The sequence below is a fragment of the Nocardia sp. NPDC051052 genome, assembly GCF_044456045.1.
Classification (GTDB): Bacteria; Actinomycetota; Actinomycetes; order Mycobacteriales; family Mycobacteriaceae; genus Nocardia.
Window position 1 is genome coordinate 75,470 of sequence record NZ_JBITFL010000001.1, and the last position, 25,146, is coordinate 100,615.

Consider the following 25,146-nt stretch of genomic DNA (forward strand, 5'->3'; position numbering starts at 1 on the left):
CTAGTCCGAGGTATGTATGGCGATCCGCACCCGCAGACGCGTACCGCCCAGTGGGCTCTTGGCGAGCTCGGCTGTGCCGGAGTGGAGTTCGGCTTGTTGGCGGACCAGGGCGAGGCCGAGGCCGGAGCCGGGGGAGCCGGGGCCTTTGACGAAACGGTCGAAGGCGGTGGGGCACAGGGTTTCTGGGATGCCGGTGCCGTCGTCGTCGATGAGGATTTCCACCGTGTTGTCGGTGGCGGGGTTGGCGGTGATGGTGACGGTGTCGGCGTGACCGTGTTGGACGGCGTTCGCTACCGCGTTGGTGACGATCAGCATCAGGCCGCCGGGGGTGCCGGTTACCGTGACGGGCTCGCATGCGGTGAGGTCGATGCGGACGTCGGGGTGCCGGCGTTGGGCGTCTTGGGTTGCGCGGTCGAGGGTTTCGCAGAGGTCGAAGGGTTCGAACACGTCGGGGTCGGTGAGTTCGCCGATCGCGAGTCGTTCGAGATCGGTCAGTGTGTTCTCGATCTGCTTCTCGGCGAAGAGGACCTCGGTGAGGATGGTGCCGCGCTGTTCGGCGGGAATCTCCTTGGTGGCCAGCACTTGTAGGTCGGTGCGCAGCGCGGTGAGTGGGGTGCGTAGTTCGTGGGCGCAGACGGCGGCGAAGTCGCGGGCGCTGGTGAGCGCGTGGTTGGTGGCGCGGTGGGCGGCTTCGAGTCGGGCGAGCATCCGGGTGATGGCGTCGGAGAGTTCTTCCGCCTCCCTGGCGCCTTGACCGGACAGCGGCGGTAGTTCCTCGAGGGTGTCGATGCCGTGGGTGGCGGCGGCCAGTCTGCGCAGCGGGCGGGCGGCATAACCGGCCAGGAACCAGCCGAGTAGGGCGGCGATCAGCGCACCGGCGACGCCGATGCCGAGGCCGATCAGCTGGCTGCGGTGGATGGCCGAGGCGACGACGTCACGGTTCGGGTCCAGTGAGACGAGCACGCCGGGCAGGCCATCGACGCGAGTGATCGCCACGTCGGGTGGCAGGTCGGCCGGAACGGGGGCGGTGCCCGCCTCGGGGGCGCCTGTTGCCGCGTAAGGCGCTTCGGTCGGGTAGCCGGGGGTTTCAACCTGCGCCGCGGGGGGCGGTGGTGCCGCGTACGGTGGCCCAGGGGACGCGGGTACGGCGTTCGGCGGCAAGGACGGAACCCGGTCCATCGGAAGAGTTTTCAGCGGCGGAGCAACCCGGACCGCCATCGACGAGACAGTGTCGTCCAACTGCCGCTCACCGGTCGCGTTCAGCAACGCGGCGAAGGTGATGGTCAGGGTGAGTGCGACGAGCGCCGCGACCACGCCGGAGACCACCGCCACCCGGGTACGCAGCGACGGTGAGCGTTTCACGGCTGCTCCCGTAAGACGAAGCCGACACCGCGCACCGTGTGCACCACCCGCGGCGCGCCGGGCGCCTCCAGCTTGCGTCGCAGATACGAGACGAACACATCCACCACATTGGTGTCGGTGGCGAAGTCGTAACCCCATACCGTGGAAAGGATTTGCTCGCGGCCGAGCACGATGCCCGGGTTGTCGGCGAGCATGGCGAGTACCTCGAATTCTCGTTTTGTCAGGTCTACCGGTGTGCCCGCGGCCAGCACCCGGTGCCCGGCCAGGTCGATCTGCACCTGACCGATCCGCACCTGCGCGTCCGGTCGTTCGGTGCTGACCCGGCGGCGCAGCAACGCGTGCAACCGGGCGACGAGCTCGCCGAGGTCGAAGGGCTTGGTGAGGTAGTCGTCGGCGCCGCGTTCGAGGCAGGCGATGCGGTCGGTCACGGCGCTGCGCGCGCTCAGCACACAGATCGGGATGTCGTTTCCCATCGCGCGCAACGCCGTGACCACGCCTTCACCGTCGAGCGTCGGCATGTTCACGTCCAACACCATGGCGTCGGGTGTCGCGCTACGCACCATCGCCAGCGCCTCGGCGCCGTCGGCCGCGGTGACCACCTCGAAATCGGAGAGTTCCAACCCGCGTCGCAGCGACGCGAGCACACGAACCTCGTCGTCCACGACCAAGATCCGGTGTCCGGTCATGGATCAACATTAGTCCCGGCCGGTCAGCGAACGCTGGCGACGACGCACCCCGGTTCGGCCGGGTAGGCGGGCACCGCGTCCGCCGGGACGCCGGGCACGGTGACGGCCGGGATACCGGGGTCGGCCGGGACGCCGGGGGCGGTGACGGACGGGACGGTGTCGAGAGGGGTCGCGGGCACGGCACCCGGCGGCAGGTCGCGTTCGATGGTGACCCACGGTCCGTCTTCGCCCTCGCCACGGGTGATCAGCACCGACCCGTCCGGACCGATCTCGGGGCACACCACGGGCTCGCCGGGGACCGGGTCGATCGCGATGCGGGGGCCGGGCTGGGTCGGCATGGGCGGCGTTCCCGGCTGGGCCGAGGCGGCGCCCGCCATGCTCGCGACCACGGCGGCGGTGAGCGCGGTCCCGCTGAGCACGGCCGCGATGCGGCGTCCGATGAGTGCGGTCATGAGGGGTGACTCCTTCAGATCGATGCTGTCGGCCCGGCTGGTCCGATGAAATCGACGGTAGGCAAAGGATCTTCACCACTTGTTGAGCAATCGTTAGAGAACTCTTAGGGTCTCGTCGGCCTCCGCGCGACGCTTCCGGGCACCGGCAGAATCTGACCTGGTCATGGTGCATATTGGAGGCCCCGTCCAGTTTGCTAACCCACTAGAAATAGGGCTTTCGTTCTGGTTTTCGGGATGGCAAGGTTGTGTTGCTCGCCACCGGCGGAGTCTCTACAGTCCTGGAGAATGTGACAGTCGGGTTTTCCCGAAATAGTGTTAGGTGATCTTCACTCGGCCTGGCCGGCAGGTGAGGATGGTTGCTGGAAACCCGAGATGGAGCTTTCATGACGCGTGACCTGCCCTTCGATGACGAGACCACCGAGGCAGCTGAGCGCACGGGTGACACCGCCTATCGAGTAGCCACGGGCGTCGCGCGGGTCGCGCGGGCCGGTGCGTACGTCACCGGTGGTGCACTGGTGGCCGCGAACGGCGGTGGCGTCCCGGCACACCCCAACTCTTCCCACGCGGACAGCAGGAACGCGGGCTGGGCGCACAACACCGACCCCGACTCCGACATCCCCTCGCCGGTGATCACCTTCCCGGACCTGGTCGTAGAGCCCGCGCCGATCACCTCACCGCACGCGAGCAACTCGACGGTCGCGCACCCCAACCCTGGCTTCGGCCTGCCCGGCACCGCTCACGGCGGCGCGAACCTGCCGCTGCCGACCCTCAACGGCGACTACAACGGCACCGACGCGGGCTTCCCGCTGCCCGGCACCGACGGCGGCCAGTCCGGCATGGGACTGCCGAGCCTGCCCGGCGGTGGGTCCGGCCAGCAAGGCATGGAGCTGCCAGGAACAGCGGGCCAGTCCGGCTTCGGACTGCCTGGCACGTCGGCCACGCCGAGCCAGTCCGGCATGGGACTGCCGGGCACGACCGGCGGCACCGGCCTGCCCGGTACCGACGCCGGCGCGTCCAACGGCTTGCAGCTGCCGGGAACCGGTGGCGGCGGCGTCTCGAACGATCTCGACCTGCCCGGCGGCCACGGCTTCGGCCTGCCCGGCCACGGGCTCGGTCAGGCCGGGCACGGTTTCGGCCTGCCGGGCACCAACGGCTTCGTCGCGCCGGGTTCCGGCGCCTTCGACCTGCCCGGATCGCACGCCGAGTCGACCGCGGCCAGCGGCCCGTTCGACGGTGTCGGCGACGGCGGCGGTGACCCGCTCGGCGTCTTCGTCGGCACGCAGTGGTCCGTGGACTTCGGCATCGGCCCGCAGGGCATCTACTTCAACTCCGAGATGAAGGTGGACGTCGGCGCCGGTCACGTGGGTGACCAGCTCGACCAGTTCACCGACTTCCTCGGCACCGGCCTCGGCCACGTGCCCGACGGCACCGGGCGCTCGGTGCTCGATCCGGCCATGAACGGGCACAGCCAGCACAGTCACCCCGGCGTTGTCGGCGGCCTGACCACCCCGGGCTCTACCACCTCGTCGACGGCACCGGCTGCCACCGTGCAGCCCGTCGTGTCGCCGCTAGCCGCGCCCGCACCGGTCATGTCGGCTGCGGTCGCACCCGTCGCGGCGGCACCGGTTGTCGCGGTGGCGCCCATGGCGAGTGCCGCGCAGCCGGTGGCGGCCACCCCGCTGCAGACCACGATCCAGCCGGACGCCGCGACCACGCCGATCGCGAACGTGTTCACCGCGCCGGAGGGTCCGTCGGTGCTCACTGTGCCCGCGGCCGCCACGCCCGTGCTGTTCGATCACGCCCGGCCGACGCCCGTGCTGAAGCCGACCGCTCCGGTGACGGACCCGTCGAAGCACTCGGACGGCTCGGTCACCACGCCGAACGTGCCGACCACCATCACCAAGACCGTCCCGGTCCCGGTGGTGCCGACCGACGTCGCCACCCCGAGCGTCCCGAAGACGCCGGACGTCACGACGAAGGTGCCCGGCGCGGGCCAGCCCTCGACCTCGCACGGCGGCATCAGCACCGGACCGGACGTGCCGACCACCAAGATTCCGCCGGCCACCGGCAGCCAGCCGACGCACGCGCCGACCACCGCCCCGGATGACGACGACGTCTCCGCGCCGGGCACGGGTACCGGACCGAGCACCGGTACCGGACCGAGCACCGGCAACGGCGGCACCTCCGGCGGGGTCACCACCCAGCCGACCGTGCCGACCAAGGACGTGCCGACCGCGACCCAGCCGGATCCGACCGTGCCGACTCATGACATACCGACCGCGGACGTGCCGACCCACGATGTCCCGGTCCCCACCCACGACGTCCCGGTACCGACCCACGACGTACCGACCTACCAGGCCCCGACCCAGGCCCCGGCGCCGACCTACAAGCCGCCGACGACGTTCGACCCCAAGCCGCACGCGATCGCGGATCCGATCAGCAGCGCACACATGGTCGACTCGTCGATGGTCCCGATCCAGGACCATGCCTTCTACGCCGACCACTCGACCCTCGCGGTCGCCGCGGGCGGCGGTCTCTCCGGCGGACTGATGCCGGAGTCGACGATGGCCGAGACCCACCACATGGTGCCGGGCGGCTTGGACATAGCGTTGATGTAATCGGAGCTTGTCGTGTGGTCAAGGGGTGCATGGGGCGTCCATGTCGATCGATAGCAAACACATGTAAGGAGGCAGGTTGTCTGCCGCAGCCGGGCTGAAGGCCGCGACGGTGAAACATCCGGACGCGATGGCGCCGCTGATCCGGATTCTGGACGAACTGCGGGAGATGACCCGATTCGCGGGCCGCGACGATCTGGGCAGCCGCCTGAGTATGGTCCGGGCCAGGGTCGGTGACCCGAGGGTTCGCCTCGTTGTCGTCGGTGAGCCGAAGAACGGCATGAGCACGCTGGTGAACAGCCTGGTCGGCGCGTCGGTCAGCGCGACCGACAGCGACCTGAGCGTGCCCGTCATCGTCGAGTACGGACCGGAACCGACTGCCACACTGGTGCGTTCGGTCGACGGCCGGACCGAACGGCAGTCGGTGGATCCGCTCGATCCCGGGCCTGCCATCTCCGGCTTCGGCGTGATCCGGGCCGAGTTCACCCAGCCGAGTTCGCTGCTGGCCGACGGGGTCGTGGTGATGGACGCGCCGGGCGCGCGCGGCACCGACAACACCACCTGGTCGATGGTCGCCGCCGCCGACGCGGTGCTCTACGTCACCAACGCGGCCACCGAACTCACCGTCGACCAGATCGCCTACCTGCAGCGCATCCAGCAGATCTGCCCCACCGTCATCTGCGTGCTGAACAAGATCGACCAGTTCTCCCACTGGTCGCACACCCAGCAGCGCAACCGGGAACTGCTCGACGCGGCCGGACTCGGCTTCGCGGTGGCGCCGGTGTCCGCGGAACTGCATCGGCAGGCCGGACTGTCCGGCAACTACCAGCGCGACATCGAATCCGGTGTGCCACAACTGATCGACCACCTGCGCGACTACGTGGTCGCCCGCGCGGACAGTGTCGCGCTGGAAGCGGCGGTGCAGGATATCCGGCTGGTCAGCGACCACCTCGGGTTGACGTTGCGCAACGAGGTCGAGTCGCTGCGTGATCCGCGGATGCGTGCCGAGATCACCGACAAGCTGGTCCGGGCGCGCGACGACGCGGACCAGCAGCGCCAGCGCACGTCGAACTGGCAGGTCACGCTGGTCGACGGCAGCACCGAACTGATGGCCGACATCGAACACGACCTGCGGCACCGGCTGCGCAGCCTGGTGCGCGACGCCGAGGCCGAGATCATGCAGCACGATCCGGCGCGGCGCTGGAAGGAATTCGGCACCGACCTCGACGCGCGGATCTGTGAGGCGGTCGAGGAGAACTTCGTGATGGCGCACTACCGTTCGGTCGAGCTGTCCGAACAGGTGGCGTCGAAGTTCCTGGCCGACAACCGGGCCGCGCCGCTGCCCAACATGCGGCTGGAGAACCCGGGCGAGGTGCTCGAGGCGGTGCAGTCGCTCGAACCGCTGGAGAGCGCGAAAGCGCGTGTGGGACAACAGTTCCTGTCCGCGCTGCGCGGCTCCTACGGCGGCATCCTGATGGTCGGTCTTGTCACGAGCATCCTCAAGATGTCGCTGGTGAACTGGTACTCGATCGGCGCCGGTGTGCTGCTGGGCGTCAACGCCCTGTGGGACGAACGCAAGAACCTCAAGGCGCGTCGCCGCGCCGAGGCGAAGGTCGCGGTGGCCCGTCTGATGGACGACGTCATCTTCCAGGTGAGCAAGGAATCCCGAAATCGGTTGCGCGCCATGCAGCGAGTGCTGCGCGATCATTTCACCGAGATCGCCGGCGACAATGCCAAGCAGGCGGACGAAGCACTGCGCCTGGCCGAATCGGCCTACCAGAAATACGGCGATCACAGCGGCGACCGGATCAAGGATGTCGACGGACAACTCGGCAAACTGCGCGGCCTGCGCGAGCAGGCCGACAGTCTGACCGTCTGACGAAAAGCCCTGCTACCCAGGGTTGTTCGCGGGGGTGTGGGCGGGTTGGAAGCCGCCCGCTTGCCGGTTGTCTTCGGCTCTGATCACGTGGGTGACCGCGTTGATCAGGGCCAGGTGGGTGAAGGCCTGCGGGAAGTTGCCGAGGTGGCGGCCGCTGCGCGGGTCGATCTCCTCGGCATAGAGACGCAGCGGGCTGGCGAAGCCGAGCAGTCGCTCGCACAGGTGCCTCGCGCGCTGCAGCTCACCGATCTCCACCAGCGCGGACACCAGCCAGAACGAGCAGATGGTGAAAGCCCCTTCCTCGCCGGTCAATCCGTCGTCGGTGGTGTCGGTGCGGTAGCGCAGCACCAGGCCGTTCTCGGTGAGCCGGTCCGCGATGGACAGCACGGTGGCCCGGATCCGGTGGTCGTCCGGCGGCAGGAAGCGGGTCAGCACCGCCAAAAGCAGTGAGGCGTCCAGGGTGTCGCCGCCGTAGGTCTGGGTGAGCACGCCGTTGGCGTTCACCCCGTGCTCGAGGATGTCGGCCTTGATCTCATCGGCGATGGTGTACCACTGGGTGGCGCTCTCGTATTGGCCGTGCAGTTCGGCGAGTTTCGCGCCGCGGTCGAGCGCGACCCAGCACATCACCTTGGACGAGGTGAAATGCTGTGGCTCGCCGCGTACTTCCCAGATGCCGCGGTCGGGCTCGTGCCAGTGCGAGATGGCCGCGTGAACCTGCCGTTCCAGCAACGGCCACAACGTTTCCGGCACCTGCTGGCGCGACTTCACGTGCAGGTACACCGCATCGAGCATGGTGCCCCAGATGTCGTGCTGGTCCTGGTTGTAGGCGGCGTTGCCGATGCGCACCGGCCGCGATCGGTCGTAGCCGCTGAGATGGTCGAGGGTCTGCTCGGTGATCTCGCGTTCGCCGCCGATGCCGTAAAGGACTTGCAGCGGAACGGCATCGCCGTTCGCACCGGTGGTGGCGTCGCGCAGGAAGGCGAAGAAGTCGTCGGCCTCACGGTTGAGTCCGAGCGTGTACAGGCCCCACAGCGCGAAGCTGGAGTCGCGCACCCAGGTGTAGCGATAGTCCCAATTACGTTGACCACCAGGGGTTTCCGGAAGGGAAGTGGTGGCAGCGGCGAGTAGCGCACCGGTCGGCGCGTAGGTGAGGCCCTTGAGGGTCAGCGCGCTGCGCTGTAAGTAGTTGCGCCACGGGTGATCCGGGAAGTTGCCCTGGGTGATCCACTGCCGCCAGCTCTCCGTGGTCTGCCACATCTTCTGCGCCGCATCCGTATAGGACTTGGGCGCGGGCAATTCCGACCACGTCAGGGCGATGAACTTCTCGTCACCCTCCGACATCCTGGTGTGGGCGCGCGCCTCCCGGCCCTCGAGTCCGAGCCGCAGGTCGGTGGTCAGCATGAGGCTCGGGCCCGCGCTCGGGTCATCGGTGCGGACCGCGGTCGCCTCCTCGTAGACCTTGCCGGTGTACTCCCAGCGGCTCACCGCGCGGTGGTAGTCGAAGGAAGGCTCGCAGCTCATTTCGAGCTCGACGGTGCCGTTCACGCACTTCACCGTGCGCAGCAGCATGTGTTCGGCATCCCAGTCCATCGGGGTGCGGCGGTGTGTCTTGGAGCGCTGGTCGTTGTTGTGCCACGGGCCGAGCACGAGCGCGTCGCGCACGATCAGCCAGCCGGTCTCGGTCTGCCAGGTGGTCTCCAGGATCATTCCGCCGGGCAGGTAGCGGCGCGCGCTCGGCACGTTGACGCCGTACGGGCCGAGCCGGAAGTGACCCGCGCTACGGTCCAGCATCGCGCCGAAGACGCTCGCGGAGTCCGGGCGGGGCACGCACATCCACTCGACGGATCCGTTGCTGGCGATCAGGCAGCTGGTTTCGCAGTCGGACAGAAAGGCATAGTCGTCGATCGGCGGGAAGGCGCCGCGCCGCTTCGATTCGGTCAGGTGGCTGAGCACCGGCAGGTCATACGGCTCGTCGACGGTGAGATCGTCGGAGGACTCGGGGGACGCCATCCCCACATCTTCGGGCCCACCGCGGCCTCACGTCCACTGTGTCTATTGTCGCGTCCGCTCCCTCGGCGCGTCCGTGACCGAATATTGACCTTGCCGAGCTCTCAGGTGGACGCACTAGGCTGGGCTGGTGCATCAGATCGCAGGTTGGTGGGACAGCTTCGAGCTGTGGGTCGCGGGACTCCCGTTCATCCCGCAGTTCCTCGTCGTGCTGGTAGGCATGGTCCCGGTCAGCTTCGCCATCGCCTACCTGCTCGACCGGACGCTGCGCGCCCTGCTGCGGGTGCTCGACCGCAAGCACGGCGTCGAGGAGGCGCTACCCACCGTGCCCGACACCGTGCCCGCCGATCTCGCTACCGGCGATGCCCGCCCGACCGTGCAGAGCGGCGCCCACTGATGCCCCGTTCGCGCGTCCAGCTGGCTTTGATCGCCCTGCTCGTTCTCGTCGTGGTCGCCTGGCTCGTCACCCGCTAGTTCTCCCCGGCCCGCCAGTCGTTGAACCGCTTGCCGATCTTGGAGACGGTGTCGCCGACTTCCTGGCCGACCGTGTTGACCGCGGCGCCGACGTCGCGGCCGAGGTTGCGCACGGTGCGGATGAGCGGGTCCTCGGACTGGTCGAAGTTGTTGCGGTAGGTGCGGGCTGCTTCCTTGATCTCCTCGGAGATGCTGGTGTTCTTGTCCTGGTCGCGCCGCGGGTAGTCGCCGGCCAGCACGCGGTCGTAGGCGCCGCTCTGGATCCAGCGGCGTAGCTCGGCGGCGCGCAGCACGGAGAACGGGTGGCTCTGCAATTCCAGGTTGAGCAGCTTCAGCACGCCGTCGCGCAGATCGCCGGAGCGTTCGTAGTCGTCGGCCTGGGCCAGGAACGCGCCGTGGTTCATTTCCTTGATCCAGGTGCCGCCCGCGGTCTTCATATGCACCCGCACCGAGGCGTCGACATCCTGGACACAGAGCAGCCCGGCCCGGTCGCCGGACAGCTCGGATTTGCGGCTCCATTCCATCAGCGCGGCGACGATCGCGCGTAAAGCCCAGCCGCCCACCGGCATCCAGCCGATGCTCGCGGAGATGCGCAGCAAATGCATGAGCATGGTGCGGTACACCGCGTGCCCGGACAGCGCGTGGCCGAGCTCGTGACCGACGATGAAACGCAACTCCTCGGTATCCATCAGATCGATCAAACCGGTGGTCAGCACGATGAACGGCTGGTCCATGCCGATGGTGAAGGCATTCACGTGCGGGCTCTGCAGCACGAAGATCTCCGGCGTGGTGCGGGCGTCGAGCACCGCGACGCAGTCTTCGCGCAATTGATGCAGCGAACGGAACTGTCGTTCATCGACCCGAACGGCCGTCGCGAGGTACAGAAGTCGATGCTGGCGTTCTTGCAGCAAACCAGACAAAGTGCGCAGGATCGCGTCGAATCCGGATAGTGTCCGCAGCGCGACCAACGCGGTGCGGTCGGCGGGGTGCTCCCACGCGCGAGTGCTGATGCCTGGGAACCTCGTACGTACCCGATCCGGGCTGTTAGTCATGGGATGAAACCCCCCTCTTCCTGGAACTCTGTGATTCGAACTCGGGCCGTGGCCTCTGCTACAGTCTGCCCGTGTCTTCGAGTTGTGTCCCGCGGGTCCGCCATGAACTGGCGTTGATCGCGGTCGGCAATCTCGCGGTCGCCGACATTCTCTGTCGCTGATCGGCTACCGGGCACGTTTGCGCGTTCCTCCCTCGTAGACTGGCGTGCAACCTTTTCGCAGGCGTCCCCGAACCTCGACGGCCTACCCGGCCGACAGCCACGCCACCGCTCGCATCGATGCGGCGGCCGGTCTACCGATCCAACAGCATTTTCTTTGCCGCTCGAGGTCTCGAGCCGGCGGTCCGTAGGAAAGGTCCACCCGATGTCCAGCAAATCTTGGCTCTCCAAGCGCCGTCGTACCGCGGTCGTCGCCGCCCTCACCGCGTTCGCGGCGGTCGCCCTCACCGCCTGCGGTGGCGGAGCCAGTGACACCGTCGGGGGTGGTGGCGCCGACGGCAGCGGCGGCACGCTGAACCTCTATGGCTACGCCGTCCCGAAGCCCGGCTTCGACAAGGTGGTGCCCGAGTTCAACAAGACCGACAAGGGCAAGAACGTCGTCGTCAACGGCTCCTACGGTGCCTCGGGCGATCAATCCCGCAAGGTCAAGGACGGCGCCGAGGCCGACATCGTGAACTTCTCGGTCGAGCCCGACGTCACCCGCCTGGTCGACGCGGGCCTGGTCGACGCGAACTGGAATGCCGACGCCACCAAGGGAATTCCGTTCGGCTCGGTCGTCGCGATCGTGGTCCGCAAGGGCAACCCGAAGGGCATCAAAGACTGGGACGACCTGCTGAAGCCCGGCGTCGAGGTGGTCACCCCGAACCCGTTCAGCTCCGGCTCGGCCAAGTGGAACCTGCTCGCCCCGTACGCGGCCAAGTCCGACGGCGGCAAGAACCCGCAGGGGGGCCTGGACTACCTGAGCCAGCTCGTGTCCAAGGATCACGTGAAGGTGCAGCCGAAGTCGGGCCGCGAGGCCACCGAGACCTTCTTGCAGGGCACCGGTGACGTGCTGCTCAGCTACGAGAACGAGGCCATCTTCTCCGAGCGGAACGGCGACAAGGTCGAGCACTTCATCCCGCCGACCACCTTCAAGATCGAGAACCCGGTCGCGGTGCTCAAGAACAGCAAGAACCAGGAGAAGGCCGTCGCCTTCCGCGACTTCCTCTACACCACCGAGGGCCAGAAGGCTTGGGCGGCAGCCGGTTTCCGTCCGGTCGATCCGGCGGTGGCCGCCGACTTCGCCAAGGACTTCCCGACCCCGCAGAAGTTGTGGACCATCGCCGACCTGGGCGGCTGGAAGGCCGTGGACAAGGAGCTGTTCACCCCGAACACCGGCACCGTCGCGGTGATCTACGACAAGGCGACCAAGTAACCGGGTTCGGCGCACGGGATACTGGACGACTGTGACTGACAGCAGCACCGCCGGGAGCAAGATGACTCCCGGCGGTTCCCCCGCCGCAGAGCGGTTCAATTGGTCGTGGCTGCGGGTGACCGGCTCGGTGGGTCCGCTCGGCATCGCCACGGCGGTGCTGTGGCTCAGCATCATCGTGCTGCTCCCGCTGGCCGCGCTCACCGTCACCTCCTTCGACGAGGGCTGGTCCGGCTTCTGGGCGGCGATCAGCGCGCCCGCCGCGGTGGACTCGCTGCGGATCACCGTGCTCGTCTCGATCGTGGTCGCGGTGGTCAATGTGGTGATGGGCACGCTCATCGCCTGGGTGCTGGTGCGTGACGATTTTCCCGGCAAGGGCATCGTCAACGCGCTGATCGATCTGCCGTTCGCGCTGCCGACGATCGTGGCCAGCATTGTGCTGCTGTCGCTTTACGGCCCGCAGAGCCCGATTGATATCCACCTCAACGCGACTCAGCCCGGTCTGATCGTCGCGCTGGCGTTCGTCACGCTGCCGTTCGTGGTTCGCTCGGTGCAGCCGGTGCTCATCGAGGCGGATCGCGAGGTCGAGCAGGCGGCGCTCTCGCTCGGCGCGGACAACTGGACCACCTTCCGCCGCATCGTATTACCCACGCTCGGCCCCGCGATCATCTCCGGCGGCGGGCTGGCTTTCGCCCGCGCCATCGGCGAATACGGTTCGGTGGTGCTGATCGGCGGCGCGATTCCGCGCAAGACCGAAATGGCCTCGCAGTACATCCAGAAGCAGATCGAGATCGATCGGCCGATCAACGCTGCGGCGGTTTCGGTTGCGCTGCTGGTTATCTCGTTCGCGTCGCTGCTCATCTTGCGACTGCTTGCCGAGCGCAGCGTGCGCAAGGAACAGGAATCCCGATGAATCTTTCTTGGCCTACCCGCATTTCGCTGCGCGTCGTCGCGCTCGGGTACCTGTTCGTGCTGCTGGTCTCGCCGCTGATCATCATTCTGCTGCGGACCTTCGAAAAGGGTATCGGCGCGTTCATCGATTCGATCACCACGCCCGCGGCGGTCTCGGCGTTTCAGTTGTCGATGATCATCGTGGCGATCGTGGTTCCGTTGAACGTCATCTTCGGCATCTTCACCGCGCTGGCGCTGGTGCGCGGTAAGTTCCCGGGCCGCACGCTCGTTCAGGGCATCGTCGACCTGCCGTTCGCGGTCTCGCCGGTGGTGGTCGGTGTGGCGCTGATCCTGCTGTGGGGGGCGCACGGGTGGTTCGGCGGCCTGGAAGGCCTCGGCTTCAAGGTGATCTTCGGCCTGCCCGGCATGGTGCTCGCCACCATCTTCGTCACGTTGCCGTTCGTGGTGCGCGAGGTCGAGCCGGTGCTGCACGAGATCGGCGACGAGCAGGAACAGGCCGCCGCCACCCTCGGCGCCACCCGCTGGCAGACGTTCTGGCGGATTACCTTGCCCGCCATCCGCTGGGGCCTCACTTACGGCGTGGTGCTCACCGTGGCGCGCGCACTCGGCGAATTCGGCGCGGTGATCATGGTGTCCTCCGCGCAGCCAGGCAAGTCGCAGACCTTGACGCTGCTGGTGCACGGCCGATACATCAACGACCACAACACCTTCGGCGCCTACTCCGCCGCGACCCTGCTGATGGGCCTTGCCCTCGTGACACTTCTGTTGATGACCCTCCTCGAACGCAAACGGGGCACTAAATGATCACCGTGACCAACGCGAAGAAGAACTACGGTTCGTTCGCCGCGCTCGACGACGTCACCATCGATATCCCGTCCGGCGAACTGACCGCGCTGCTCGGGCCCTCGGGTTCGGGCAAGTCGACGCTGCTGCGCTCGATCGCCGGGCTCGAATCGCTCGACTCCGGCATCGTGCTGATCGCCGGAAACGACGTGACCAGGGTGCCGCCGCAGAAGCGCGACATCGGGTTCGTGTTCCAGCATTACGCCGCGTTCAAGCACATGACCGTGCGCGACAATGTGGCGTTCGGCTTGAAGATCCGCAAGCGTCCCAAGAACGAGATCGCCAAGCGGGTCGACGAACTGCTCGGCATCGTCGGGCTCGACGGCTTCCAGCATCGCTACCCGGCCCAGCTGTCCGGTGGTCAGCGGCAGCGGATGGCGCTGGCCCGCGCGCTCGCCGTCGATCCGCAGGTGTTGCTGCTCGACGAGCCGTTCGGCGCGCTGGACGCCAAGGTCCGCGCCGATCTGCGCACCTGGTTGCGCAGGTTGCACGAGGAGGTGCACGTGACCACCGTGCTGGTCACCCACGACCAGGAGGAGGCGCTGGACGTGGCCGACCGGATCGCGGTGATGAACAAGGGGCGGATCGAGCAGATCGGCACGCCGGAGGACGTGTACGACCGGCCGGCCAACGAGTTCGTCATGTCCTTCCTCGGCGCCGTGGCGCGGCTCAACGGACATCTGGTGCGTCCGCACGACATCCGGGTCGGCCGGGAGCCGAGCATGGCGCTGGCCGAGCACGAGGGCACCGCCGATTCGGCCGGTGTCACCCGGGCGACCGTCGAACGGGTCGTGCACCTCGGCTTCGAGGTGCGGGTCGAGCTGCGCAACGCGGCCACCGGCGATCTGTTCGCCGCTCAGGTGACTCGCGGTGACGCGGCGGCCTTGCGACTGTCCGACGGTGAAACGGTGTATGCGCGGGCCACCCGGATCCCGGAGTTGCCCGCGCACTGATCGATGGTGCGAAAGGTGGCAATTCTTCACTGCTGGAGTCGAAACCAGTAGGTTTCGGCGCCACCGTTTGCTCCTGCGGTTCGAAAGCGGTTGCGCCGGAACGGATGGCCGGTATGTGGACCAAAGTTCCTGAACGCCTTGCTCTTTCGTTCACCGACCGTCGGGATCGACCGTTCTGGTGATCGGCGCAGAACCCCGCCCCGCTACGCGCGGGAGCAGTCCGCGGACGGCGTTGTGGATCTTGCGGGAGGCCACCAGTCAGGCGGCATGGATTCGGGCGGATCCGGTCCGGTAGATCATCGGCTGCTGAGACGTTGCTGATCTTGTGCTGGCACAAGGAAATCCGTCGGTTCTCGCGGGCGTGCGGCGCCACGGCAGTGGGTACGAAGTTGCGCTGGTGTCCGATCGGGCCGGCCGTCCAAGGTGTCGGCAGTGCGGTGTGTCGTCGACTCGCCCCGCGGTCCCGGACAGTATCCGCTTCCGGCGGTCGCGTGTCAGGCGTTCGGGGGATTGTTAGGGGCTATCACAGCATGTGAGAACGTGTATTCGCACGTGGTGCCTGATGTCCGGGCGGTTGTTCGGAGCTTCCGGCAACACCGATGGGACACCGTCGAATATCGGCGTGTCGCAGTGGGATCCGGTCGTCGTCGCATTCGCCGCCGTCCAGGGCAGGTGACCAGGATGGATGCTTGTGCTATGCAACCTGTGCCAAAACAGGCGGGCTGCGGACAACAGGGTGTCCGGTGGTTGGCAGGCAGGTCGCGGAGTGGTTGCGTGGAGAGAGTTCGAAGCAAATCGGCTCGGCGATCAGAGGATTGCGATGGCGGTTGGTCTCGGTTTGAGCATCGGCACGGTGAACACGGTTTCCGCTCTCGCGGAGGAGGGTTCGGACGGCGCCCACCCGCCCCGCTGGCTTCGCCAGCCGCCGTCCCCGGCGGCGCCGCCCGGTCGCCGCTGGGCGCAGCGCTCCCAAACCATCACGCGCCGAACAACACTCACCTTCGACAGTACTGGTTTGGCCCGGGTCGGGATGATTCCGCGGCACGGGCGCGCGATTATCGAATTCGCCGATCTCACGCAACGTTCGATCATGTCGGCGCGGGTCGGTCACCGTGCTCTTTCGCCCGCGGACCTGGTGGCGGTGGTCGCCGAGAGCCTGATCACCGAGACACTGCTCGACCATCCGCAATACGACGCGCACAGCAGCGACGTCGGCATCGCGCTGACCTACCCGGCGCGCTACACCGAGACGCACATCGGCGACTTGCGGGCCTCGCTCGACGCCATCGGCCTGGACAATGTCGAGCTGGTCGCCGAACCCATCGCGGCGGCCACTTGGCTGGAAGCCGACCGCGGCCCGCTCATGCCCGGTCTCGCGCTCGTCTATGACCTAGGTGGCGCGAGTCTCGACGTCACGCTGGTCCGCGTCGGCGCGGGTTGCCCGAACAACCCGATCGTCGGCCAGCCGATGCACTCCGCCGAATACGGCGGCCGGGCCTTCGGCGCGCTGGTCGCCTCGCGCGCCGGGCACGGACTGCCGTCCGCCTCGCTATCCGGTTCGGTCACCGGCACCACCGCGGACGAGTTACGCACCAAACACGTGCGGGCCTCCTTGGAGCTCGTCTACCGATGCCTGCGCGCCGCGGACGTCACCATGGCCGACGTGGACTGTGTCGTCGTGGTCGGCGGCGCGGCGCGGCCGGTCGAGGTGGCCCAGGTGCTGGCGGGCGAGCTGGCCAGGCCGGTGATCACGCCGCCCGATCCGGAGCGAACCATCGCCGACGGGGCGGCGATCATCGGCCGCAGGGCCGCCGTCGCCGCCGAGGAGTTGGCGGGCAAACACCACGGCAAGCGCCGTCCCGGCACGCACCGCCGCGCGGCCACCAGGGCGATGGTGCTGTCGCAGCGGACCAAGCAGCGGCTGACCAGGGTGGCGCTGGCCGCCGGGCTGTCCGTCGCCGGTGTCGGCATGGCGCTCGCGCTGCCCGCGGACGGCGTGGTCGTGGGATTGGCGCAGCTCGGGCTGCGTTAGGGGCGATCCGGTGGCGGTAGTGACGAGGGCGGCCGCCGCCGGATCCCCTGACCGTCAGCTGCGTCGAGTGGGGCCGCGGCCACCGTGTTACCCCGACGACGGGGGACTGGTGGCGGCGGCCTCTCGCTCGGGTTTCCCGTGATCAACCGTCCAGTTGCTGTCTTCGTGTCTTGACGTGTCTGCCCATAGGTGTAACTATTGGATACAGATAAACGTCCTACTAGGAGAGGCAGCGACGACGATGTCTACAGCCGTGACGCCCCCGATCGATACCGATCTGGAGAAGGCGCAGGAGTACGCCTCGAAGCTGCTGCTGCTCTCCGAAGGTTCGGTCAACAAGCACTTCGACCCGTTCGAGGACATCGACTGGGACAACCCCGACTTCGCCCCCGAGGCGGGGCCGGAACGGTGGATCCTCCCGGTCTCGGCCGATCCGCTCGGTCGCCACCCGTGGTATCTCGCGCAGACCGACGAGCGCAAGATCGCGATCGGCAAGTACCGCCAGGCCAACGTCGCCAAGGTGGGCCTGCAGTTCGAGACGATCCTGATCAGCGGCATGGTCACGCACAACTTCGGCCTGCCCAACGGTTCTCCCGAATTCCGCTACTGCTCCCACGAGATGATCGAGGAGCACAACCACACCCTGATGTTCCAGGAGATGGTGAACCGGATCGGTGAGGATGTACCGGGCATGGGCCCGCTCGTCCGCAAGTTCAAGTACCTCGGCGCCCCCGTGGCCGCGCTCTTCCCGAACCTGTTCTTCATGGCGGTGCTGGCCGGCGAGGAGCCGATCGACCACATCCAGAAGGCGATCCTGCGTTCCGGCGAGGACGTGCACCCGATCATGCGCGGCGTGATGGCCATTCACGTGGCCGAAGAGGCGCGGCACATCTCCTTCGCCCACGAATTCCTGAAAACACATGTGCCGGAGGCGAAGCCGGGCAGCAAGTTCGTGCTGTCCATCGCGATGCCGATCGTCATGTACATCCTGGGCCGCTCGATCTTCACCCCGCCGCGGTCCTTCTGGCGCGAATTCGACATCCCGGACTACGTCCGCAAGGAACTGTTCTACGGGTCGAAGGAATCCAAGCAGGAGTTCAGCGACTTCTTCGGCGACGTGCGCACGCTGGCCAAGGACATCGGCCTGATGAACCCGGTCTCCAAGGCCGTCTGGAAGCTGCTCAAGATCGACGGCCACACCACCCGCTACCGTTCGGAGCCGTTGCGCGCGGCCAAGGCCGGCTGACGTGCCCTATCTCGTCACCCAATCCTGTTGCAGCGACGCGTCTTGCGTGTACGCCTGCCCGGTCAACTGCATCCATCCCACGCCGGATGAGCCCGACTTCCTGACCGCGGACATGCTGTACGTCGACCCGCAAGCGTGCGTCGACTGCGGCGCCTGCGCCACCGCATGCCCGGTCGACGCGATCGTGTCGTCGAAGAAGCTGACCGCCGAGCAGCAGCCGTTCATCGAGATCAACGCCGACTTCTACCGGCAGGCCCGGCCGCGGCCGCTGCTGGCAAAGCCGGTGCCCGCGGCCGAGATTCGCACCGAGCGCCAGCCGATGCGGGTGGCGATCGTCGGGTCGGGCCCGTCGGCGATGTACGCGGCCGACGAGCTGCTGACCCAGCCCGGCGTGTCGGTCACCGTGTTCGATCGGCTGCCGGTGCCGTACGGTCTGGCCCGGCACGGTGTCGCGCCGGACCACGACAAGACCCGCAAGGTCAGCGAGCTGTTCGACATCATCTCGGCCCAGCACGGCTTCGGCTCGTACCTGAATGTCGAAGTAGGCGGACATGTTTCGCACGAGGAGCTGCTCGATCACTTCCACGCGGTGATCTACGCCGTCGGTGCGTCGGCCGACCGCAAGCTCGACATCCCCGGTGAGGGACTCACCGGCAATATCTCCGCCACCGACTTCGTCGCCTGGTACAACGGGCATCCCGATCACGTGGACCGCGTCTTCGACCTGTCGCAGCAGCGGGCCGTCATCGTCGGCAACGGCAACGTCGCCCTCGATGTCGCGCGCATCCTGACCAGCGACCCGGAATCGCTGGCGGGCACCGACATCGCCCCGTACGCGCTACGGGCCTTGCGGGAGAGCAAGATCGAGGAGGTCGTCATCCTCGGCCGTCGCGGTCCGCTCGAATCCGCTTTCACCGTGCCGGAATTCGTTGGTCTGCTCGGTGCCGACGTGGACATCATGGTCGAGGGTGAGCTGCCCGAGGTGACCGATGGCCTGCCGTATCAGGTCGAGCAGAAGCTGCGGTTGCTGCACACCGTGCGTAATCGGCCGTTCGGTGAACGCAAGCGGGTTGTGTTCCGCTACTTGGCTTCTCCTACCGAGATCCTCGGCACCGATCGAGTGGCCGGCATCGAGGTGAGCCGCAACGAGCTCGTCACCGACCCGGACGGCCGCACTCGCGCGGTCGCCACCGGCGCTACCGAACGCCTCGACGCGGGCCTCGTGCTCACCTCGGTCGGCTACCGTGGCGTCGCGATCCCCGGCCTGCCATTCGACGCCGCGGCGAGTGTGATCCCGAACCAGGATGGCCGCGTCCTCGAACGCGTCAACGGCGCCGTCCTTCCCGGCACCTATGTCACCGGTTGGATCAAGCGCGGCCCGACCGGCTTCATCGGCACCAACAAGTCCTGCGCCCAGCAGACGGTGCGGCAGCTGGCCGACGACTACAACGCTGGCCGCCTTCCCGAACCTGCCGGCACCGCAACGGAATTCGACCGCCTGATCCACCAGCGCCAGCCCGAGGTCCGGACCGCGGGTGCTACCAAGCGCCGCAGCCCGGTCCGTCGCCTCCTGACCCGCTCCTGACGATCTCCTCGCGGGACTACGTAGTCCTGCGAGGCCGCCACCATCGACGCCAACGTCGCCGTCGATGGTGCCCCGCCCGGCCGCGCGATGAGGGCGTGACCGCACCGGGCTGCACACTCACCTACCGCGCACGTTTCGTGCCGCCGCGCCCGTAATTGCTGACTGGTTCGCGCGCGGCGTACTGATATGTGCGCGGCTGAGTAGTGTTCGGACGGGTCGCGCGCGGCGACCCGTCCGAGCTTTCTTTTTCGGCCTTACTGCGCGGTGAAACCGCCGTCGATCGCGAGGGCGGCGCCCGTGACGAAGCTGGCTTCGTCGCTGAGCAGGTAGGCGCAGAATGAGGCGGTTTCCTCGGGCTGGCTGATCCGGCCCAGCGGGTGCAGGGCGGCGATGGCGGCTTCGCCCTCGGGCGTCGCGCCCATCGAGTTGCGGAACGCCGGGGTGTCGATCGCGCCGGAGACGATCGCGTTCACCCGGACGCCCTGCTTGGCGGACTCCAGCGCGACCGCCCTGGTCAGGCCGACAACGCCGTGCTTGGCTGCCACGTACGGCGCGACCGAGCCCATCCCGACCATCCCGAGGTTCGAGGCGTTGTTGAGGATCGCGCCGCCGCCGTTGGCGACCATCGCGGGCACCTGGTGGCGCAGGCCGTAGAACACGCTCGTCAGGTTGAGTTCCAGGTCGGCCCGCCAGCCCGCCTCGTCGATCTCGCCGATCGGGCCGAAGGCGTTGACGGCGCCCGCGTTGTTGAAGGCGGCGTCGAGTCGCCCGTATTCGGTGAGCGCGGCCTGGGTGAGGCGGGCCACGTCCTCTTCCACTGTCACGTCGGTCGGCACGAACAGCGCCCGTCCGCCTGCCGCCCGGATCTCGGCCGCGACCTGCTCGCCCGCGTCCTTGCCGCGTGCGCCGAGCACCACGGCGGCTCCTTCGCTCGCCACTCGCAGCGCCACCGCCTTGCCGACGCCCGAGCTGGCGCCTGTGATCAGCACGACCTTTTCCGCGAACCGTGTCGCCATGGTCTCTATTTCCCTTCTCGTTCTTGCGATCTCACCTCGGTGGTGCGGTCGCAGAACCAAGTCAAGCCGGAGCGGGTTGGCTGTGCTGGCGGGAAGCGGACTTGGAGTTGATGCGTCATGTATCTAGCGGGTTCATTGGCGATGTGATGAAATCTGCACTGCTGGCTATGATTTAGTTACCGACCAGTCAGTGTCTTTATGTGACGCGTAATTCTCTGGGGAATTCGGGGTGTTGATCGTTTATCGGAGCATTGTCCGGATCGCTGCGTGGTAACCGGATCGGGTGTGGTGCTACCGAATCGGCGGCTGTCGAGAGGGCTGAACAATTCTGACGTGGGAGCATAGTCCCAGGTGATCCGGATCATTGCCGTGCCGAGCTAAACGTTTCACGCCATTCTCTTGCCGTTCATGTCTATTCCACATCCTTCCAGCGAGCCGAACAGCTAATCTGTGCTGGCTGTTTGGAAGACGACCGCGGCCACATGGATCTCTGTGTGATGGACGTGGTCTCGGTACGTTGACGGGATAGCATATGACCACAGGTCTGGGTTTCAGCATCGGCGCAGTGAACTCTATGACTGCCTCGGCGGCCGGTGTACGAACCCGGCCCGTCGTGCGCAGTCGACGCACCGCGGTGACGTTCGACAGCGCGGGTGGACTACGCATCGGTGGCATCCCGCAATTCAGCATGGCCGTAACGGATTTCGCCGACCTGAGCCGCGATCCGGAGCCGATGATCGTCGGCGGGCGCATCTGGTCGCCTGCCAACCTGGTCGCCGCGGTGGTGAACGGGCTGCGCGACGCCGAGGCGGCGGCCGACCAGTCGGGTGCCGTAGCCACCTATCCCGCAACGTATTCCGACAAAGAGGTGACGCTGCTGCGGCAGGCGCTCGACCTGTCCGGCGCGAGTGATGTTGCGCTGGTGCCGGAACCGGTCGCCGCGGCGGAATGGCTCGAGCACGAACACGGTCCGCTGGAGCCCGGCTTCGTACTCGTCTACGACCTCGGCGGGACCAGCCTCGACGTCACCGTCGTGCGCGTCGGTCCCGACTGGGACAACCACCCGATGGTCGGAAAACCCATGCGCTCCTACGACTTCGGCGGCAGGCCACTCGGCGCGATGATCGCGCGCTACGCCCACGACGCCAAGCCCGGCGCAACCATGCCGACCTCGACGCTGTCGATGGTCGACATCGACAGCCTGCGCACCTCGCACGTGCACGACACCCTCGAGGTAGTGCGCGCCGCCGTCCGCTCGGCCGACCTCACGCTGTCCGACATCAGCCGGATCCTGGTGATAGGCGGCGCTTCCCGGCCCGCCGAAGTCGCCCGCACCCTCGCCGAACTCGGCCGCCCCCTGGTGGTCTCGGCCGACCCGGGCCAGACCGTCGCCGCGGGCGCCGCCCTCATGGCCGCGCGCACCATGGCGCTCGCCGTGTCCGGCGGCAAGCAGCACGCGCCACGCGTTGCCGTATTCTCCAGCGCCGCCGTCGTTTCCGCGGTCGCCATGTCTGCGGTGACGGTCTTCGGCAGCCCGTCGGCCCCCAGTGCGTCACCGGTGCTCGAACATTTCCCCGGTCTCGACGCGCCCACCACCGACACCCTGCTCTACGACTCCAGCGCCGACCTGGCCAGTCATCGAGACGCCTGGGTGGCGACACCGGCCGGCTGGACAACCTCGCGAACCCTCGCCGCCAGCGCGGCCATGCCGAGGCCCTCGGCCTACGGCCTGTTCATCACCCCCGCGTCCCACACGACCAAGCTCGGCCCCAGCGTCGCCGAATCCCGCCTCGGCTCCCACACCGAACCCCGAATGCCAGGCGCCACCACATCGCACGGCGGCACCTACGCCGACCCCGCGTACTTCATCAACCCCCTGCCCTTCGGCCAACTCGTCCCGCAACCAGGGCAGCCTGCCCCAGGCGCACCTGCGGCGGTCCCCATCGCCGGCGGCCCCGTAGCCACCGCCCCCGGTTCTATACCTGCTGCGCCCCCAGTCAATTCGGCTCCCGCAATACCGGATCCGGCAGCCACCGTGCCCGCCGCAAGTATTCCGGCCACCGGCGGCGTAGTCGACACCCCGGCCACCGGAACCACCTCCGGCACCGGTACCACAACCGGCACAACAGCTTCCGAGTCCACAGGTGGATCCACGTCGGGCAGTACATCGTCCGGCGGGACGACGGGTGCATCCGCCGGCGGGTCCAGCGAAACCCCCTCCGGCAACACCTCAACCGGCGGCTCCACATCCAGCGGCACCACCGGCGGTTCCGCTGACACCTCGTCATCCAGCGGCACCTCGTCCGGCGGCTCGACCTCGGCCGGAACCTCTTCGGGCGGAAGCACTTCCGGAAACGCCTCGACCGGCGGCACCTCCACCGGCGGCAGCACCTCGGGCGCGTCCACCGGCGGCTCCACCTCCGGTGGCTCCACGTCGGGTGGCTCGACCTCCGGCGGCGCCTCCTCTGGCGGTTCGTCCGGCGGTTCCACAGGCGGTGCAGGCGCCCACTAGCCCGGCCGCCGCACCCGAGGCTGCGTCTGCTGCATGGGTTGTCCGGCGTCCACTCGATACTGTGGTCGGATGCGGAGCGCCGATCGCCCTGGCCGAGTCATTTTCCTCAACGGGACATCGAGTGCGGGTAAGACGACCTTGGCTCGCAGCATTCAGGACGAGAGTGACGTGCCGTTCGTCTACTGGGGCATCGACACCCTCTTCGGTCTGGTGCCGCCGAACTGGGGTGGGGGACGAGATGGTCCGCTCAGTCGCGCGGGGTTCTGGTACGACCGCACCAGCCGCGACGACGACGGCCACCCGCTACTGGTTGTCCGCTACGGCGCGGTGGGGCGCCGGATGCTGCAATCGGCTTGCACGGCCGCCGCGGCGTTCGCGCACGGCGGCGATCATCTGGTCATCGACGAGATGCTGCTGACGCCGGATCTACTCCCGATGTGGCAGACCGTCCTCGCGGGCCTGAACGTCCAACTGGTGGCAGTCACCTGCCCACTGGCCGTAGCCGAGCAGCGAGAACTGGCCCGCGGCAACGAAATCGGCTTGGCCCGCGGCCACTTCCACTCCGTCCACGACCACGGCGCCACCTACGACCTGACCATCGACACCACCACAGGCTCCCCACCCGAACTGGCCAGAGTCGTACTCCAGCACCCCCGTCCCCGCGAAATCCGCACTTCTTCTCGGGATCCGCACCGACTATAGGGCCGACAATAGGGCCCTAGAGCGAGTGCGGATCCCGAGAGTGGGTGCGGATTCGGCGGTCCTTTGGTGCTTGCTTGCCGCCGCGGTCGGCGCTTCGTACTTGGTGGCCAGGCCGAATCATCGGACGCGAGTGGCGGTCTCGGTGCGGTTGATCGGCGGACGGGTGCGTTGCTGGCGGGGCACAATGGGCTGGTGGCAACTGGGGGACCCCGGCTGATAGCGCTGGATGTGGACGGAACGTTGCTCGACACCGGTAGTCCGGTCAGCGAGCGCGTGGTTGCCGCTGTGCGTGCGGCCGTCGCGGCCGGTGCGCATGTGGTGGTGACGACGGGGCGGACTGTTCTGGTCACCCGTCCGGTGTTGGCCGAGCTCGGCCTGATCGAGGGGCATGCGCTGTGCTCGAACGGGGCGGTGCACGTCGACGTCGCCAAGGGGCAACCGCTGACGGTGCAGGAGTTCGATCCAGCGCCCGCGGTCGTCGCGTTGCGGGCACTGATCCCCGAGATGGTCTTCGCCGTGGAGAAGGTCGGCGTCGGTTACTGGGCCACCGGCGTCAGCCCGGGCGGGTTCTCGCTCGGCGAATACCTGCTCGTCGACCACGCCGCCTTGAGCAGCGAGCCGACCCCGCGGCTCAACGGCTGGTGGCCCGAGGGTTCGCTGGAGGAAATGCTGAGCCTGCTGCGGGAGCTCCAAGTCCCGGGCGCCAGCTGGGTGCATGGTGAATTCGGCCCGTGGCTCACCGTCTCCCGCCAAGGCGTCTCCAAAGGCTGGGCCCTCGAACGCCTCCGCCAGTCCCTCGGCGTGCCACGCGCCGCCACCCTGGCCATCGGCGACGGCTACAACGACCGCGAAATGTTGCGCTGGGCAGCACATTCCGTGGCCATGGCCAATGCGCCCGCCGAGGTCAGAGACCTGGCCGACGAGGTAACCGGCGATGTCCTGGAAGACGGCGTCGCCACCGTGCTGGAGCGCTGGTTCCGTCCCTGACCGGAGCGTGTCAACGTGTCGGAGCCCAGGCTCCGCTCTGATCGCGGAGTGTGGCCACGCCGAATGGCTGCTTCCGTCTCCTGACCGTCGCAATGCCTGTGCTGGGTTTCCGTCCGGACTGGAAGGGCTCCGCCGTAACGCTTTCGACCGCGATCAGGCCCGCCCCCTGTCGGCGAGCGACGCCGCTACACTATTGTGAACACTGATGTTCGTAACTGATGTCAGGACCGTCGCCTGGCCAAAGCATCGCCGCTGCGTGACATCACGGCGCCTGCGGCCGCCTTGGCTGAGCGACGTGCCGAGGCGGAAGCCCTGTGCGGTCCGGACACTTATCAGACGTATATGAGGTATCTGACGGGATGCGCCCAGCACTTCCGGGCAGGACACATCGACGTCATGCAGTTCACCTGTGTGAAGTAGT

At 67.7% G+C, this 25,146-nt stretch carries 21 protein-coding genes; 15 read left to right on the forward strand and 6 right to left on the reverse strand.

Annotated features, from left to right (window positions below):
• From ACIBCN_RS00365 to ACIBCN_RS00375, 3 genes are read right to left on the reverse strand one after another with little or no spacing between them, the layout of a single operon-like run.
• Window positions 1-1,362 carry an ATP-binding protein gene (locus tag ACIBCN_RS00365; RefSeq protein ID WP_396989289.1) on the reverse strand — a complete coding sequence of 454 codons (1,362 nt, stop codon included), beginning with the start codon at window positions 1,360-1,362 and terminating at the stop codon, window positions 1-3.
• Window positions 1,359-2,048 (reverse strand): response regulator transcription factor, encoded by a 690-nt coding sequence (locus tag ACIBCN_RS00370; RefSeq protein ID WP_396989290.1) that lies wholly within the window; start codon window positions 2,046-2,048, stop codon window positions 1,359-1,361. The genes ACIBCN_RS00365 and ACIBCN_RS00370 overlap by 4 nt, the downstream gene beginning before the upstream one ends.
• A 23-nt stretch (window positions 2,049-2,071) precedes the next feature.
• A complete protein-coding gene (locus ACIBCN_RS00375; protein WP_396989291.1) occupies window positions 2,072-2,500 on the reverse strand; it encodes a hypothetical protein in 429 nt (142 codons plus the stop codon).
• Between the two features lie 383 nt (window positions 2,501-2,883).
• Between ACIBCN_RS00375 and ACIBCN_RS00380 the strand changes: the two genes are divergently transcribed.
• Both ACIBCN_RS00380 and ACIBCN_RS00385 read left to right on the forward strand, forming a co-directional pair.
• Window positions 2,884-5,118 carry a hypothetical protein gene (locus ACIBCN_RS00380; RefSeq protein WP_396989292.1) on the forward strand — a complete coding sequence of 745 codons (2,235 nt, stop codon included), beginning with the start codon at window positions 2,884-2,886 and terminating at the stop codon, window positions 5,116-5,118.
• Window positions 5,119-5,194: 76 nt separating this feature from the next.
• The gene (locus tag ACIBCN_RS00385) at window positions 5,195-6,994 is read left to right on the forward strand and encodes a dynamin family protein (protein WP_396989293.1); all 1,800 of its coding nucleotides are present in this window, start codon (window positions 5,195-5,197) and stop codon (window positions 6,992-6,994) included.
• Between the two features lie 12 nt (window positions 6,995-7,006).
• On the opposite strand, the gene ACIBCN_RS00390 is transcribed toward ACIBCN_RS00385, so the two are convergent.
• Window positions 7,007-9,004 (reverse strand): glycoside hydrolase family 15 protein, encoded by a 1,998-nt coding sequence (locus ACIBCN_RS00390; protein ID WP_396989294.1) that lies wholly within the window; start codon window positions 9,002-9,004, stop codon window positions 7,007-7,009.
• Between the two features lie 127 nt (window positions 9,005-9,131).
• On the opposite strand from ACIBCN_RS00390, the gene ACIBCN_RS00395 reads away from it, so the two are divergent.
• On the forward strand, window positions 9,132-9,398 hold the full coding sequence (locus tag ACIBCN_RS00395; protein WP_396989295.1) for a hypothetical protein: 267 nt from the start codon (window positions 9,132-9,134) through the stop codon (window positions 9,396-9,398).
• A 73-nt stretch (window positions 9,399-9,471) separates the two neighbouring features.
• Here the strand turns inward: ACIBCN_RS00395 and ACIBCN_RS00400 are convergent, their stop codons facing one another.
• Complete coding sequence (locus ACIBCN_RS00400) at window positions 9,472-10,527, reverse strand: M48 family metallopeptidase (protein ID WP_396989297.1); 1,056 nt, start codon at window positions 10,525-10,527, stop codon at window positions 9,472-9,474.
• Window positions 10,528-10,598: 71 nt separating this feature from the next.
• Between ACIBCN_RS00400 and ACIBCN_RS00405 the strand changes: the two genes are divergently transcribed.
• From ACIBCN_RS00405 to ACIBCN_RS00440, 8 genes are all read left to right on the forward strand, one after another.
• Entirely contained in the window at window positions 10,599-10,688 is a 90-nt protein-coding gene (locus ACIBCN_RS00405; protein ID WP_317983926.1) for an Ms4533A family Cys-rich leader peptide, read from the forward strand.
• A 202-nt stretch (window positions 10,689-10,890) separates the two neighbouring features.
• A complete protein-coding gene (locus ACIBCN_RS00410) occupies window positions 10,891-11,940 on the forward strand; it encodes a sulfate ABC transporter substrate-binding protein (RefSeq protein WP_396989298.1) in 1,050 nt (349 codons plus the stop codon).
• Between the two features lie 61 nt (window positions 11,941-12,001).
• Window positions 12,002-12,850 (forward strand): sulfate ABC transporter permease subunit CysT, encoded by an 849-nt coding sequence (gene cysT / locus ACIBCN_RS00415; RefSeq protein ID WP_396990144.1) that lies wholly within the window; start codon window positions 12,002-12,004, stop codon window positions 12,848-12,850.
• Entirely contained in the window at window positions 12,847-13,653 is an 807-nt protein-coding gene (gene cysW, locus ACIBCN_RS00420) for a sulfate ABC transporter permease subunit CysW (protein ID WP_396989299.1), read from the forward strand. The genes cysT and cysW overlap by 4 nt, the downstream gene beginning before the upstream one ends.
• A complete protein-coding gene (locus ACIBCN_RS00425) occupies window positions 13,650-14,645 on the forward strand; it encodes a sulfate/molybdate ABC transporter ATP-binding protein (RefSeq protein WP_396989300.1) in 996 nt (331 codons plus the stop codon). The genes cysW and ACIBCN_RS00425 overlap by 4 nt, the downstream gene beginning before the upstream one ends.
• 820 nt (window positions 14,646-15,465) lie before the next feature.
• A complete protein-coding gene (locus ACIBCN_RS00430) occupies window positions 15,466-16,677 on the forward strand; it encodes an Hsp70 family protein (RefSeq protein ID WP_396989301.1) in 1,212 nt (403 codons plus the stop codon).
• 241 nt (window positions 16,678-16,918) lie between these two features.
• Window positions 16,919-17,923, forward strand: a complete 1,005-nt coding sequence (locus tag ACIBCN_RS00435) for a diiron oxygenase (protein ID WP_396989302.1) — start codon at window positions 16,919-16,921, stop codon at window positions 17,921-17,923.
• A 1-nt stretch (window position 17,924) separates the two neighbouring features.
• A complete protein-coding gene (locus ACIBCN_RS00440; RefSeq protein WP_396989303.1) occupies window positions 17,925-19,508 on the forward strand; it encodes an FAD-dependent oxidoreductase in 1,584 nt (527 codons plus the stop codon).
• Between the two features lie 254 nt (window positions 19,509-19,762).
• Here the strand turns inward: ACIBCN_RS00440 and ACIBCN_RS00445 are convergent, their stop codons facing one another.
• Complete coding sequence (locus ACIBCN_RS00445) at window positions 19,763-20,524, reverse strand: SDR family NAD(P)-dependent oxidoreductase (RefSeq protein WP_396989304.1); 762 nt, start codon at window positions 20,522-20,524, stop codon at window positions 19,763-19,765.
• A gap of 574 nt (window positions 20,525-21,098) precedes the next feature.
• On the opposite strand from ACIBCN_RS00445, the gene ACIBCN_RS00450 reads away from it, so the two are divergent.
• From ACIBCN_RS00450 to ACIBCN_RS00465, 4 genes are all read left to right on the forward strand, one after another.
• Window positions 21,099-23,036: an Hsp70 family protein gene (locus ACIBCN_RS00450; protein ID WP_396990146.1), complete on the forward strand. Its 1,938-nt coding sequence runs from the start codon at window positions 21,099-21,101 to the stop codon at window positions 23,034-23,036.
• A 69-nt stretch (window positions 23,037-23,105) separates the two neighbouring features.
• Window positions 23,106-23,738 (forward strand): chloramphenicol phosphotransferase CPT family protein, encoded by a 633-nt coding sequence (locus tag ACIBCN_RS00455; RefSeq protein WP_396989305.1) that lies wholly within the window; start codon window positions 23,106-23,108, stop codon window positions 23,736-23,738.
• A gap of 192 nt (window positions 23,739-23,930) precedes the next feature.
• Window positions 23,931-24,725 carry an HAD family hydrolase gene (locus ACIBCN_RS00460; protein ID WP_396989306.1) on the forward strand — a complete coding sequence of 265 codons (795 nt, stop codon included), beginning with the start codon at window positions 23,931-23,933 and terminating at the stop codon, window positions 24,723-24,725.
• 282 nt (window positions 24,726-25,007) lie between these two features.
• A complete protein-coding gene (locus ACIBCN_RS00465) occupies window positions 25,008-25,145 on the forward strand; it encodes a class I SAM-dependent methyltransferase (protein WP_396989307.1) in 138 nt (45 codons plus the stop codon).
• The last annotated feature ends 1 nt before the right edge of the window (window position 25,146 follow it).